General features: G+C 34.3%; 12 protein-coding genes, 2 tRNA genes and 1 pseudogene. 9 read left to right on the plus strand and 6 right to left on the minus strand.

Going from position 1 to position 14,875, the window contains the following annotated elements; genetic code table 11:
- Nucleotides 1-6: 6 nt before the first annotated feature.
- Genes Trichorick_RS04360 through Trichorick_RS04375 form a run of 4 tightly spaced genes read left to right on the plus strand, consistent with a single transcriptional unit; the run spans nt 7 to nt 1,982 of the window.
- Nucleotides 7-810, plus strand: a complete 804-nt coding sequence (locus Trichorick_RS04360; protein ID WP_323737812.1) for an MlaA family lipoprotein — start codon at nt 7-9, stop codon at nt 808-810.
- Nucleotides 803-1,405, plus strand: a complete 603-nt coding sequence (locus tag Trichorick_RS04365; RefSeq protein WP_323737813.1) for an MlaC/ttg2D family ABC transporter substrate-binding protein — start codon at nt 803-805, stop codon at nt 1,403-1,405. The genes Trichorick_RS04360 and Trichorick_RS04365 overlap by 8 nt, the downstream gene beginning before the upstream one ends.
- A gap of 54 nt (nt 1,406-1,459) precedes the next feature.
- Nucleotides 1,460-1,693 carry a hypothetical protein gene (locus Trichorick_RS04370; RefSeq protein WP_323737814.1) on the plus strand — a complete coding sequence of 78 codons (234 nt, stop codon included), beginning with the start codon at nt 1,460-1,462 and terminating at the stop codon, nt 1,691-1,693.
- Nucleotides 1,665-1,982, plus strand: a complete 318-nt coding sequence (locus Trichorick_RS04375; protein WP_323737815.1) for a cell division protein ZapA — start codon at nt 1,665-1,667, stop codon at nt 1,980-1,982. The genes Trichorick_RS04370 and Trichorick_RS04375 overlap by 29 nt, the downstream gene beginning before the upstream one ends.
- A gap of 475 nt (nt 1,983-2,457) precedes the next feature.
- On the opposite strand, the gene Trichorick_RS04380 is transcribed toward Trichorick_RS04375, so the two are convergent.
- Both Trichorick_RS04380 and dut read right to left on the minus strand, forming a co-directional pair.
- Nucleotides 2,458-3,546 (minus strand): hypothetical protein, encoded by a 1,089-nt coding sequence (locus tag Trichorick_RS04380; RefSeq protein WP_323737816.1) that lies wholly within the window; start codon nt 3,544-3,546, stop codon nt 2,458-2,460.
- 143 nt (nt 3,547-3,689) lie between these two features.
- Nucleotides 3,690-4,139 (minus strand): dUTP diphosphatase, encoded by a 450-nt coding sequence (gene dut, locus Trichorick_RS04385; protein ID WP_323737817.1) that lies wholly within the window; start codon nt 4,137-4,139, stop codon nt 3,690-3,692.
- Nucleotides 4,140-4,226: 87 nt separating this feature from the next.
- Here dut and Trichorick_RS04390 point away from each other — a divergent pair, with 87 nt between their 5' ends.
- The 3 genes from Trichorick_RS04390 (at nt 4,227) to Trichorick_RS04400 (ending at nt 6,767) form a co-directional block, all read left to right on the plus strand.
- Nucleotides 4,227-5,501, plus strand: coding sequence for a DNA recombination protein RmuC (locus Trichorick_RS04390; RefSeq protein WP_323737818.1), 1,275 nt, complete (start codon nt 4,227-4,229; stop codon nt 5,499-5,501).
- A gap of 123 nt (nt 5,502-5,624) precedes the next feature.
- The gene (gene mdh / locus Trichorick_RS04395) at nt 5,625-6,572 is read left to right on the plus strand and encodes a malate dehydrogenase (RefSeq protein ID WP_323737819.1); all 948 of its coding nucleotides are present in this window, start codon (nt 5,625-5,627) and stop codon (nt 6,570-6,572) included.
- A gap of 118 nt (nt 6,573-6,690) precedes the next feature.
- A tRNA-Asp gene (locus tag Trichorick_RS04400) sits at nt 6,691-6,767 on the plus strand.
- Between the two features lie 886 nt (nt 6,768-7,653).
- Here the strand turns inward: Trichorick_RS04400 and Trichorick_RS04405 are convergent.
- From Trichorick_RS04405 to nusB, 3 genes are all read right to left on the minus strand, one after another.
- Nucleotides 7,654-7,741, minus strand: a tRNA-Leu gene (locus tag Trichorick_RS04405).
- A 190-nt stretch (nt 7,742-7,931) separates the two neighbouring features.
- Nucleotides 7,932-8,615: an RlmE family RNA methyltransferase gene (locus tag Trichorick_RS04410; protein WP_323737820.1), complete on the minus strand. Its 684-nt coding sequence runs from the start codon at nt 8,613-8,615 to the stop codon at nt 7,932-7,934.
- Nucleotides 8,599-9,084, minus strand: coding sequence for a transcription antitermination factor NusB (gene nusB / locus Trichorick_RS04415; RefSeq protein WP_323737821.1), 486 nt, complete (start codon nt 9,082-9,084; stop codon nt 8,599-8,601). Before nusB ends, Trichorick_RS04410 begins: the two co-directional genes overlap by 17 nt.
- A 213-nt stretch (nt 9,085-9,297) precedes the next feature.
- Between nusB and rseP the strand changes: the two are divergent.
- Nucleotides 9,298-10,366 (plus strand): annotated as a pseudogene (rseP, locus tag Trichorick_RS04420) (RIP metalloprotease RseP).
- A 107-nt stretch (nt 10,367-10,473) separates the two neighbouring features.
- Nucleotides 10,474-12,774 carry an outer membrane protein assembly factor BamA gene (bamA, locus tag Trichorick_RS04425; RefSeq protein ID WP_323737822.1) on the plus strand — a complete coding sequence of 767 codons (2,301 nt, stop codon included), beginning with the start codon at nt 10,474-10,476 and terminating at the stop codon, nt 12,772-12,774.
- A gap of 487 nt (nt 12,775-13,261) precedes the next feature.
- On the opposite strand, the gene Trichorick_RS04430 is transcribed toward bamA, so the two are convergent.
- Nucleotides 13,262-14,869 (minus strand): peptidylprolyl isomerase, encoded by a 1,608-nt coding sequence (locus Trichorick_RS04430; RefSeq protein WP_323737823.1) that lies wholly within the window; start codon nt 14,867-14,869, stop codon nt 13,262-13,264.
- Between the last annotated feature and the right edge of the window lie 6 nt (nt 14,870-14,875).

The following is a 14,875-nucleotide window of genomic DNA, read 5'->3' on the forward strand; positions in this document are numbered from 1 at the left end:
GTATGCATGAGATTTTTACTTGGGGCATTATTGTGGTTGGTAATATTCAATGCAGTGGCAGGTGATAATAATAGACCTACTTACAAACTCGCTGAAGATGATGAATATAAGTATAGTTACGGTATAGACAATAGGTGTAATGAAGTTTATGATCCATATGAAAAATTAAATCGAAAAATATTTATTTTTAATCTTACTTTAGATCGTTTATTATTAAAGCCACTGGCTTTAGGTTATAATGCTGTAACTAATAATTACATAAAAGCTAGAGTAGGTAGCGTTTTTGAAAATATTAGTACACCACTTACTACAGTTAATTACGCATTGCAAATGCGCTTTAATGATGGCATGAGAAGCTTTTGGCGGTTTCTGATTAACACTACTTTTGGAGTAGGTGGGCTTTTTGATGTTGCCAGCAAAATTGATTTAACACCATCACCGCAAACTTTTAGTGATACGTTGGCGCATGCAGGAGCAGATCCTGGACCGTATCTGATGCTTCCTTTTTTTGGTAGTGCCATGGGTAGAGATATATTCGATACATTATTACTTAATAATGGCTTTAATTTTATGGTTGGTATGTCAGAAAACCTTAATTTTTCTTTGACTGGTGTGAAAATAGTGCATGATCGAGCAATGTTATTGTCATTTTCTGATTTCATGGAACAAAATTCCATAGATTATTATACTGCTGTGAGAACAGCTATTTTTCAGAATCGTGAATCAAAAAAACAATATCCCAAATGGTTTAAATGTCGATCCTATAAGAATGTAGATGTAAATAAAATAAGGAGTTATAATAATGATTAAAATAATTAGACTAATTTGTATTTCTATTATCTGTATTGTAATGTCCGCTCTTGCCGATGAGCAGCATAAAGCAGTAGATCAATATGTTGATAAATTAGTTGATGATGCACAAATAGTACTACATAACACCAAGTTGACTGATGAAGAACGGAGCAATAAATCAAAGGCTTTGATTGCAGCTAATTTGGATCTAAACTGGATGGCGAAATATACTTTAGGCCGTTATAAGAAGCAATTAGCTGAAAAAGAACTGCAAGAGTTTATTCAGAGTTATTCGCAATATGTTATTAAAACCTATGCTGATTTAGTAAAAAATTATAAAGGAGAAAAAGCGACAATAAAACAGGTTGAAACAGTTGATACAAATGAATTTATTGTGAGAACTGAAGTAATAAAAACTAACGGACAACCTCCAATTAAGGTTGATTATTTTGTTAAAAATATAGCTAATAATAACGCTCCAGTAAAATTCCTTATCGCTGATGTTATTACTGAGGGCATTAGTATGATTAATTCTCAAAGATCTGAATTTGACAGTATATTGACCAATAACGGCATTGCGGTGTTAATTGCTACACTTAAAAAGAAATTATAAACTATTATATATTTGAATTTGTGAGAAGAGGTCTATTGAAATACTGAAGTCAAAATGAAGAACATCAATTATGAATCGTTACAATTATTAATGCAAAACATCGACCAAAGGGTAGATGAATTATTGACGCAACTTGCAGCTCAACAGGAAGAAATAAGACAACTAAAAAATAGAAATCAACAGCTTGAATATTATTGCCAGCAAACAGTAGATCAAATAGAAAAATATGTTGCTGAATTAGAGCAGATAAGAAGTTATTATGCCGATAGTTACCATAACTCTAAATAATAAAAATTTTAAACTATTTTGTAACGATGGCTCAGAAGAGCTATTGCATAGTTTAGCCGCCGCTATAAACGACAAAATAATGCAGTTAAAAACAACTAACCAATCTGCACCTTTCGAGTTATTATTAATATTAACTACATTAAGTTTACAGCAAGAAATACATAATTTACAAGATAGACTGGGCTCCTCTGAAGTGGATAATAATCATAATGAGCGAGAGCAATTTGCGGAAACTTTAAGTAGTATAGCTACTTACCTAGAAAGTCTTGCACAAAAGATTGGTAAATGATAGACTAGACCTCGGGTAGGCTGCTTGAGTTCGCAAGGTTCATAATAAGCTTGAGAACTATAATTAAACTTTTTGGGGAGCTGTCTCTTTTTGTTGCCGTGGCACAGAAATATGGCACCCACCTTATCTTACGTTCTGTAAGGATTTATAAGCCAACGACCGTAGCGGTTTACCTATTTCATCTTTATCTTGTATCTACTCAGTGGTCTGGCAAACCGCATATGTATGATATATACACTATAACGCACTCGATGTCATTCCCAGCAACGGCGGGAATCTAGGAATAAAACCTCAAATGCTTAGATAAATGTTTGCACCAGGGACGTAAATAGGTAAGTTGTAAGTTTAACTCATTGCATACACCACCATTAGGGGCGTATGCAATGAGTTGATCATAAGTCGTTAAAACTGTGGACAACCCTATCAATTCTTTGGCTAATGTCATTTTTGCTTATGCTGCGGGTGACCTCACGTTTTATTGGCTTAGATCACCAAAATCGAATACTCCAGGAAATATCTCTCCAAAAAGAAGGGCTTTGCTTCCTTGATCAAGATTTTGCATTACATAATCTTTCTTCTCCTGTGGTGACTCAAAAGCTAACTCAGAGAGCAAATTAGATAAAACTCCTTTTACGTCTGTTACATTCTGATTATCGGTTTGTTTTTGACGATATTCAAGTATAGACTTTTCTATATTTTGTATAAAGTTCGAGTACAACGTTTTTTCATTCACCGGTTGAAGCAAGTCAGGCTCGGTTGAAATCTGATTTGTAAACTCTATTAATTTTTGTGTATTTGCTGAACCTATTGAAAGTTTTTGTAGAGCTTGCTCACAAAACTTTGCATAAGTTTGCTCGTTAGACCGATAATATATCAGACAAGCTATCATAGAAAGGTCTTGATCTTGAACATTGATAGAGCCTTGATTTAGGTTTTCTACTAACGTTCTAGTGATTATTGTTAGCGTACCACTAAGCTGATCATTATGATTTGATAATAAATCAAGCATCTTAGTTAATTTGCTAACTTTTAATGATGTTGCTGTTTCATGTTGTTGGCTATTAGTGAATGAGTCTTGCGGTAGTTTTGATTCTTGCTCCATAATTTTTTTTGGAAGCTGTGATTTCTCATTTTGCTCAAGGCCTAACTGGCTAAAATCACCAGTAGTTTGAATGATTTCTTGTGTTGATTCCAGATTTTCAGTCATGTGCTCTATAATCAGCATCCCCAAATATGATCCATATTTACAACAAATATCTTGGTTGAGAGTTAATTCTTGCTTAAAGTGCGCTAGTAAATCTAGATTTCTGTGGATGTAATCGAGAGATGGGAATTTGCTACCTTCAAGGTTAAGCGCAGTTATTACCCCACTATTGCAAGAGGGATCACTTAAGTATACTGCAAGTATTATTTTGATGTGATTTGGTTGTACGTCTATGTTATCTATAGCTATATCATAAATTGGATCTGCCTCGATTATGACTTGCGGATTTTCTACAACTAATTGCTGTAACATATAATTACTTATTATGCTATCATCTTTGATATTTAGCTTATTTTTCATAACCATCTCCTAATAAATTGATTGGTAAGTATAAAGCAATATTCAACTGCTAAATATAGCATAATAAAAAAATATAAATTTTGCAAACATGTGATTCTATTTTAGAAATATTGTTGTAGATTTGCAACTACACGTAATTCAAATTATGTTAAACCAGTAGAGCCAAAGCCACCACTGCCTCGACTTGTTTCTTCCAGTTCTTCTACTGTTTCCCATACTACCCGTTCATGTTTAGCTACTACTAGTTGAGCAATGCGCATATCCATTTCTACTACAAAATCCTGCTTACTATGATTAATTAACATTACTTTAATCTCACCGCGGTAATCTGCATCAATAGTGCCAGGAGAATTTAATACTGTTACTCCATATTTTAAGGCTATTCCGGAGCGCGGTCTAACTTGTGCTTCAAAACCAATGGGTAGTGCTATTGCTATGCCAGTAGCAATAAGTCGAATCTCGGCTGGTTTAATTATTACTGGTTCAGTAATATCAGCGCAAAGATCCATACCAGCGCTGCATAAAGTGGCGTAATTGGGCAAAATTATAGTTCTAGACTGGGTCAATATTTTAATTTTGATCTTAATACTCATACTCTTAAAAACCTTTGTTTATTAATTTGATCTTAATTATAGATATTGCCATAATGATTGGCAAACTCAATCATATAAGGATTATCCATGTCACTGGAGGTATTAACTATAATTTGTGGAGTGTTCATAGTAACACTTATACTTTGTTACAAAATTGCTGCACTTAAAACCCACCTAACATTATCAGCTGATAACAACCAAAAATTAATCACACAAAACCAGTTGTTACAGCAGGAAAATATCAACTATCTTAAAACAATTGAACAACTTAATGCTCATGTGAGTTATCTACAACAAATAGCAGCTGCTACCGATAAAACCAGAGATGAATCGTTAGCTTCAGCCAAAGCTACATTATTTGATTTAGGCAATGAGTTGTCTAAACAGTTAATTGAGATTCACAAACGTGAAAGTCAGGAAGTGCGTGAATTATCAGAAAAAAATATTGCGGCAACTACAACAAAATTTCACGGTGAATTTGAGCGTTTACTTAACATGATTGGAGTATTAAATAAAGATATTGAACAATCTAAGGAAGTAGTGCAGGTGATAAAACAAGCGCTACTATCGCCGACTAGTGCCGGAAGGTTTGCTGAAATTACATTGGAGAATATTCTAAAATCTTCCGGGCTTAGAAACAAACTGGATTTTGCTATTCAATATAATATTAATGGTCTTGAGCATTTTAAATTAAGACCTGATGCCGTGATTTTTTTACCCTCAGGTAATTTAATGATTATTGACGCTAAGGCCTCTCAATTCTTACTGAATGATCATGAGCCTGAACAACTGGTAAAGACTATGAATAGTCACCTAAAATCGCTAAGCAACAAAGATTATGCCGAGCATATTTTAACTAATTTTCAGCATGATGGTAGCAAATTTAATAATATTATTACTTTAATGTTTTTGCCTACTGAACATGCTGTTGAAAAGATTATTAATGCTGATCAGTATTTTATGGATAAAGCGTGGGCAGCTAATATTTTTCCAGTTGGTCCCACTGGACTGATGAATATGCTGTCTTTTGCGAAGTTCCAAATTACAGATCAGATGCGTGCTGAGAATCATCAACTTATTCTTGATGAGGTCAGAAAATTATTATTATCTATTGTTTCAATTGCCGAACATTCACAGAAACTTGGTGCTAATATTCAAGGAATGGTTAATAATTACGATAAATTTGCTGGGTCTTTTAATAGGCATTTATTATCTCGAGCTAAACAACTACAGAAATTAGGAGTAGATACCGGTAATAAAACCATACCACTATTATTAGAGCGTTATCATTTAGTATCAACAAAATCAGAACTTCAGGATCTTGAAATAGAAGAGGAATCTAAGCAATTGCAAAAATTGTGATAATCTAGTGCAACAAAACTACCACTTAAAGCTAAATATAATTAAATTTATCAGCTATTTTAAGTCAATTATTGATTTTATGGCATTATAATAATTTTCTGAAGTTTGATAGGAGGAAATAATATGCATAAAAGGCCAAAAATTGCTTTGATTGGCGGTGGAAACATTGGCGGAACACTAGCTCACTTAATCAGTATCAAGCAGCTAGGTGATGTAGTGATGTTTGATATGTTAGAAGGTGTGCCACAAGGAAAAACCTTGGATATATCTCAAGCTTGTACCGTGGAAGGGTCTAATATTAAACTTACCGGTACTAATGATTACAAGGATATAGCAGGAGCTGATGCGGTAATTGTGACTGCAGGATCCCCGCGCAAACCTGGAATGAGCCGCGATGATTTAGTGGCCATAAATACTGAAGTAATGAAAACTGTGGCTGCAGGTATTAAAACCCATGCGCCAAATGCTTTCGTAATCGTCATCACCAACCCTTTAGATGTAATGGTCTATGTAGTTTTGAAGGCCAGTGGGCTTGACCATAAAAAAATTATCGGTATGGCCGGAGTTTTGGATTCATCAAGATTTAGTTATTTCTTGGCTGAAGAGTTTAAGGTATCAATTGAAAATATTAACAGCTTTGTTCTTGGTGGACATGGAGATTCAATGGTACCATTAGTAAGATATTCAACAGTCAGTGGGATTCCTGTGCCTGATCTTATTAAAATGGGTTGGAGCACCAAAGAGCGGATAGAGAAAATCGTTGAGCGTACTAGAAATGGTGGTGGAGAAATTGTTGGTCTGCTTAAAACTGGTTCGGCTTATTATGCACCAGCTGCTTCAGCGGTTGAAATGTTAGAAAGTTACTTGTTGGATAAACGTAAGATATTAGGTTGCGCCGCATATTTACAAGGTGAATATGGCGTTAATGACCTTTATGTTGGAGTGCCAGTAATTATTGGTGCAGGGGGAGTAGAAAAAATAGTAGAGATAGAATTAAATAGTGAAGAAAAAACAGCATTTAATATATCTGTCGCTGGAGTCAGCAAAATGATTGAGTCATTAAAACTATAGATGATCGTTAGTAACCAAGTGCTATGCTATACTTCTCTCATAAACATCTAGGTTTAGTAATAAATATCTTGCAGTAATGTCGTTAGCAGTATATATTACCTGCCATACGATTTAGTCGGGGGGTGTAGCTCAGTTGGTTAGAGCGTCTGCCTGTCACGCAGAAGGTCGCGGGTTCGAGTCCCGTCACTCCCGCCATTCGGAACGAGCAGTAGTTTTTTCAAAGATATCAAACGGGAAACGCAAGGTAAGCTCTAGCTTACAGCCGTATTAGTGTGTGACTCATATACGTTATTACAACAAAAATGTAGGGTCAGGTAAAGATTAACCATGTCCTTCTATTCTAAATATGTGGGTTTGATGAATAACTTTAGCAAGTTGCCGTATCTATTCACGTCCCTGGCAAACCGCAGATATATGATATATACACTATAACGCACTCGATGTCATTCTCAGCAACGGCGGGAATCTAGGGATAAAACCTCAAATGCTTAGATGTACGCTGGATTCCCGCCGTTGCTGAGAATGACACCGTGGAAGCAGTTTGTTGTCAAACTCACCATCTGTATATCTGATACGGTAAATATTTGAGCCAGGGACGTGAATAGATACAAGTTGCCCACAACCCCAGATAATCTACCACATAACCTATTTCTTAAATCATTTTTGTAGCAGTTCTATTGAAGCTTTATAAACGGTTTTTAACAACTAATTTTAACTTCTTCGAAACATATTGCTAATAAAGATGACAATTTCACGTTTTGCTAATTCTATTTTCATACACACCTCGTTTAATTTTTTATAAAGTTAAATATATGTTTTGCTGGATTGCTTCGACCACTATCGCGGTCTCGCAATGACAATTTAATGCAGTTCATTGAACAATTTCTGGAATGAGGGTTTCACAATTCGTAAGGATATATCAGATCACGAGGAGCTGTTATGCTCCGTGATAATCCAGAAATGAACTTGGGTAAGAGGAGTGTACAGGTTGTGCCTTATACAAGTGGATTGCTTTGAGTTTTAACAAAACCTCAAGCAAGACAGCTTTTTCTAAAAACCGTAAACACTTGCAATAATATGGTGGTGCCCCTTGGCCGGACTTGAACCAGCACGCTAATAAAAGCTGCAGATTTTGAGTCTGCCGTGTCTACCAATTTCACCACAGGGGCATATACTCGTTAAACTTTGAGAATTGGCGTTGTCGTTCTTGAAGATCTGCGGTGCTCACGTATATAGCATACGCTGCGCTCCTCGACTCCAGAACTCCTAGCCCTTCTCAAAGTTTAACTTCGTCTATCCAACTTAGCACATAAACTGGCGTTTTATACTTAATTGTTCTACAGAATTCAATGATAAAAGTCAAAAGTTAGTTTTACGATTTAATGCTATAAGATAATATTCTCTGGATTCTTTTCTACTAGCGGCCGGTTTAAAGTGTTTAACTATCTTAAAATTCTGTTTTACTTTATGCAATAATTCATGCTCTGTACCACCACTAAATACTTTAGATATAAAATGTCCGTCTGGATTTAATATAGATAACGCAAAATCCAACGCACATTCACATAAATACAAAGTACGTACATAATCAGTAGCATTGTGTCCTGTAGTATTTGCTGCCATATCGCTTATAACTACATCAGCACCACCAGGTAAATTATCTATAATTATTGCTGAAGTATCAGCATCAAGAAAATCTTTCTGGATGAATAGTACTCCTGGGATCGTTTCCATGGGCAATAAATCTACTGCGACTATATTATTATATTTTGGATTTATCTTTGTTGATCTAGATAACTGTGCAGCCACTTGACTCCAACTGCCGGGAGCAGCTCCAAGATCAACTATCTTGGCGTCTGGTTTAAATAGTTTAAATTTATGATGAATTTCTAATAGCTTATATGCTGCTCTTGATTTATAGCCATCAACCTTTGCTTTCGCTACATAAGGGTCATTTAATTGGCGTTGTAACCATTGATTCGAAGAAGCTTTACGAGTTCTAGCTGATTTTAGTTTCACTGATTTATTACGGTCGAGTAGCATTATCCCCCTTAGCTATATTATCTAACATAGAATTGACAAACCCAACTTCGTGTTCATTGATCATATCACTGGCGATATCAGTATATTCATTAATTATAACTTTACGTGGTATTTCAGGGAAATATTTCAACTCACAAACAGCAACACGTAGCAATGCTAATAATAATAGCGATAAATTGGCAATTGTATTATTGTCGGTTAAATGATCAATTATTACTTGGTCAATCAAAAAAATATTCTCCGACGTTAATTTCACCAGTTCTCGTAAATAAGTGACACTTGGTTTAATTTTAATGCGATTATCTGCGCTTAAATCTAAATCTAAAAGAAATTCCTTATCTTGATAAAAATCAATAGTTTTATTCATTAATAAATCAATATCATGGTCGTTATCCAATTGATATTGATAAAATGTCTGTATGGCAGCTATTCTAGCTATGGTTTTTGTATTAATTTTATGTATAGTCATTATAACTTAAAATATGAACAGATTATTAATGCTAGATTCTGTGAAGATATGAGTGACGAAGAATCTCGTCAGAACCTAACTGAGGACGCTGCTCTGAAACAGCCGCAAAGCGAAATAAATTCAGTAGACACTAGAGAGATTGTATATAATACTTCAGTATTATAGAATATTAAACAATTCCTGGCAACGCAAATAAATATATAAAATATAATTATGCTTACAATTATTGGATTTATATTAGCAATGGGATTATTGGTATTTGTCCATGAATTTGGTCATTATTATATAGCGAAAGCATTTGGCGTTAAAATCGAAGAATTTTCAATTGGATTTGGTAAAGAGTTGTTTGTTAAAATAGATAAAAATGGCGTTAGATGGAAAATCTGCGCAATACCATTAGGTGGCTTTGTCAAGATGTATGGTGATTGTGATATTACCAGTACTGCTAAAGTTACATCAGCAGCACTAGATTTCTCATTTTACCATAAGCCATGGTATATAAAATTCCTGATAGTTGTTTGCAGGACCTATGGCAAATTATCTGTTTGCTATCCTAATTCTCAGCTGCTTCTACTTATATTTTGGCAAACCACAAATACCAGCTGTAATAGATACAGTGATCCAGGATTCTCCTGCTGCCACAGGCGGACTATTAGCAGGAGATAAAATTGTTAAAGCAGATGGTAACATCATCAGCGATTTTAGCAAATTGCAGAAGATTATCATGATCAATGCTAATCAGCAGATTCCTTTGTTAATTGAACGAGATGGTCAACAGCTAACATTGATGATTACTCCAAAAACCAACTCAACCGATGCTAATAGTAGAATAAAAATTGGCTATATTGGTATTACCAGCAAACAAGATCCAACTTATATTAAAATGAATGTTTTAGTAAGTAGTTACCAGGCCATGCAGGATGTTGTAGATATATCTTTACTTACGCTCAAAGCGTTAGGCCAAATTATTGTTGGCAAAAGATCAATTGAAGAAATCTCTGGGCCACTAACCATTGCGCAGGAATCAGGAAAGTCACTATCAGCAGGTATATTGGATTTTATATTATTTGTGGCAATGCTGTCAATTAATCTCGGGCTAATTAATTTATTGCCTATACCTATATTAGATGGCGGGCATTTAGTGGTAATATTATGTGAAGCTATCACTAGGCAACCTACCAGTCAGCTAATACAAAATATTTTATTAAAGACTGGAATGATAATTATTACTTTTCTTATTGTAATTTCTGTCTCAAATGATATAAAAAGTCTAATATTTTGAGAGTGCTCAAAGACTTGTGTCAATTTATCATGTTAGTTTGGGATGATAATTAGCAACAAATTTGATACAGCAATATTGAATGCTCTCTACAAAATCTGGTATTAAATATGATTAAAACCTCAATAAAAATTGTAATTCTTACGACCACTATACTTTATGGAGCCTCATCCTTTGCAGCCGGCGATCATATTAATCATATTACTATTACTGGAAATAAGCGAATAGAGCAATCTACTATTCAAAATTACCTAGGCTTTAAAATTGGTGATGAATATAGCTTAGTGAAACAAAATGAAGCCATCAGAAACCTATATTCCACTGAGCTGTTTGAGGATATAAATATTAAGTTTACCAACGGTACGCTGATGGTTATCGTAACTGAACCACCTTTTGTCAGTAAGGTAGACTTTAAAGGAAATTCAAAAATTAAAAACAATGTTCTATCCAGAGAATTACTAACACAAGCGGGAGAATCATTAAGTAAGGCCAGTATTCAAATTGATGTAGAAAGAATTAAGGAACTTTATAAAAGATCAGGGCGTTTTTCAGTAATCATAGAACCAAAAATTATCCCTCAAGAAAATGGACGTGTTAAAGTATTATTTGATATAGCCGAAGGTCCAAAAACCGGCATTAGACATATTTATTTTGTTGGCAATGAGAACTATCGTGACGGTGAGTTACGTACTATAGTTTTAACTAAAGAATCACGGTGGTTTCGTTTCTTGGAAACTAATGACACTTATGACCCTGATCGAATAGAATATGATAAGGAATTACTTAGAGAATTCTATCAATCAGTTGGATTTGCAGATTTTCGAGTGATCTCAGCAATAGCTGAATTATCAAAAACAAAAGAACATTTTACTATCACCTACTCTATAGAAGAAGGAGAAAAATATAATTTTGGCGAAATTAGTATTGATAATAAACTTGCAAATGTTGATACCAATGAACTATCAAAATTGATCAATGTCAAAACTGGTCAGATCTTTAACATGAAAGCTCTTGATAAAATAGCTGAAAAAATTACTGCTCATTTAGCTAGCCGTGGGTATCCGCAAATAACTGTATATCCTGATATAAGCAATAAGGAATTAGGGATCACTCATGTCAAATTTATAATTGATAAAGCAGACCGGATATTTATTGGGCAAATCAATATTGAGGGCAACCTAAAAACTCAAGATAAAGTTATCAGACGTGAATTCAGGATTGCCGAAGGGGATCTATTCAATCGCTCTTATCTTGAAAAAGGAGAACAAAACCTACGTAACCTTGACTATTTTGAAAAAATACATACTCAGATTACGCCAACTAGAAAAAAAGATAAATATGATCTCAATCTGCAAGTAGAAGAAAAATCTACAGCATCTATTGGTTTCGATGTGGGTTATAATACCGCTGGTGGAGCTTTCGGACGTTTATCATTTATAGAACGTAACTTGGTAGGTACAGGCAAATACCTGACAGCCGGTATCCAAGGGGGAAAAAGAAGCACTAGCTATTATGGTGGACTGACGGAACCACATTTTCTCGATCGTGATTTATCGTTAAGTGGTAATGTATTCAAAAATCGTAGTGGCCGTAGTGGAGGCTTTGGTCAAGTAGAACAAAATTATACCTTAAAATCTGTGGGGTTAAAAACATCTCTTGGCTATGATATCACTGAAGATTTAACTCATGATATTGATTATTTGATCAAACAAGATAAATTAAATGCCCCTGAAGCTTCAAGTTCACGATTTTTGATTGAACAAATGGGTAAGTTTACTACCTCGGCCATTGGTCAAACTTTAACATATGATCAGACCGATAGTAGAATTATTCCTAAGAATGGTTATATCATCAGTGGTTCTCAAGAATATGCTGGTGTTGGTGGTAATAACAAATATTTAAAGCATGAGCTAGATGGAAAATATTTTAAATCTTTTAATAATAACAAGTTAACTCTTAAATTAGCCGGTAGTACAGGTGATATTAGAGGTGTTGGCGGTAAAACAGTGCGCATTTCTGATCGTTTTAATTTAGGTGATTATACTTTAAGAGGTTTTGCTTTCGGTGGAGTTGGTCCTAGAGACAAAAAAACTAAAGAAGGTCTTGGTGGACAACAGTACTATAGTCTTACTGCAGAACTCAATTTTCCTCTTGGATTACCAGAAGAGTTTAATGTTACTGGTGCAGTGTTTTCTGATATAGGTAGTGTTTGGGGAGTTAAACTAAATCCAAGAAGTCAATATAGACGTGATGAATTTTATAATGATAGATCAATGCGCGCTTCTGCTGGTTTTGGTATAATATGGATTACTAGAATAGCACCAATTAGGATAGATTGGGCGATACCGGTAAGAAAAAAACTGTATGATGATAAACAACATTTTCATATAAAATTTTCAACACATTTTTAGGCTTTGTGGTGATCCAGAAACCAACTCAAGTAAGTATGGAGCATACCTTATAAGGACAGGATTGTTTTGATTTTAATAAAATCTCAAGCAAGACGACTTGTCTTAAAACCGTGACGCTCGCCTACTTTAACACCTATTGCAAACTACAGAGAAATCTGGTTTTGTTTCTGCGGAAAAAAGATTGTTTGTAGAACAAGTTAAGCTTGAACTTAGTACCCAATGTATATCTATTCACGTCCCTGGCAGACCTTTGCCGTATCAGGTATACAGAATACAGATGGTGAGTTGACAACAAACTGCTTCCACGATGTCATTCCAAGCAACGGCGGGAATCGAGCGTACATCTAAGCATTTGAGGCTTTTATTTCTAGATTCCCGTCGTTGCTGGGAATGACATCGAGTGCGTTAATAAGACTAGTGTATATATCATACATCTGCGGTTTGCCAGACCCCTGAATAGATACCCATTAGAAGGCTATTGTGAATGTTAATTCTCGGTGATTCCTAAAATAGAGTGATGGTTATTAATTTGAATTCTATTCTTCTGTCCAAAATATTGAATCATTTCTTCAATAACTCCTTGTTTTATATTACTTGCAATATTTTCTCCCTTACTTTTCTTAATACTTCGTATTTTTGCACTATCGGTTTTAATTGATTTTATGTGAGCAAAATATGCTTTGTTATTCTTAATAAACACTGGGGTGTTGATGCCTAATTTAGTCTGAAAAATAACCATGTTAAGTTCAGTGGGCAAAGTATTATTATGATCTAGATCAGCTCTAATCATGAAAAACTCTGGATCTACTGTGATCCCTAATGGTTTTAATTGTTGAACATCAATATTTTTAGGATTATAGCTTACTGCGAGCTCATTAAATTTTTCTAGGTTTAACTTGCGCAAGTGTTGAGTTTGCCATAACTTTTCTGCTTTTGCGCTAACTGTTTCAAAAGCTTCAAGTATACTAGGAGATATATTATTAATCTCAATTAATAATATATCTCCTTCACTACCTACCTCTATAGGGTAAGATACTTCTTCTGCAGCCATTTCAAAGATAGTACTGCCTACTTCAGAGAGTAGAGCAGTTTTCCGATTAATGACATTATTATAGGTTACATTATCAATATTTTGTAAAGACAAGGAATATTTTTCTGCAATTTCTTTTAAGCTAGCACCACTAGCGACATCATCTTCTAGATTTTTATTGAACTCCATTCGTAATTCATCAAATTTCTGCTGCTTTAATGATGCTGTAACCTGCTTTCTAACTTTATCAAAATTTTTATTATCAAATTCATCAATATTCTCTTGGTAAAAATTCATTAATTCTTCATCAGTAATCTTAATTTTTTGCTTGATCATGTTATTCGGAACTATAATATAAGATAAGTCTCGTCTTTCTGGCAAAACAAATAAATCTTGATGATCATGATAAAACTGTAGTAACTGATCTTTAGTAGGTATTGGAGAGATAAATTTATTATTAACATTATCAAGATCAATTTGTACTAAATCTATATCTCTTTTCTCAGACATATAATCAATGACATTATTTACCATAATTTCTGGTACCTGAAAAGTTTCTGAGAACACGTTCAGTAAAGCACTTTTTAGAATTTCTTCTTTAAGACGTTGCAGATATTCCTCTTCTTTTTGGTAGGAATTTCTAATCACCGAATGAAAAATCTGAAGGTCAAATTCTCCAGATGAATTGTTAAAAATTGGCGCTTGTTTTATAAACTGGATTACGGTATTTTCGCTCAAATTAAGATCATAATATTGCGTAATATGATTTAAAATACTGCTATTGATTAACCTTTGTAGAATAATCTGATCAATTTCCAATTCTTTAATATCTTCATCTGACAGATGGAGATTATTTTGCTTTTGGATAATCGCAATTTCCTCAGATTTTGCTTTTAAAAAAGCCTGTTCGGTAATATTCTTAGCATCAGAGAATGTTACTAAATCAGAATTAGTGGTAGCTTGTAATACATCTTTTATGCCAAAGCCAATAAAAGCAAACACTACAACTCCTAAAAAGATACGTACGCCAATGTTATTGGCCATTTTTCTAATTTCACGTAACATAATAAT

Source organism: Candidatus Trichorickettsia mobilis (genome assembly GCF_034366785.1).
Classification (GTDB): domain Bacteria; phylum Pseudomonadota; class Alphaproteobacteria; order Rickettsiales; family Rickettsiaceae; genus Trichorickettsia; species Trichorickettsia mobilis_A.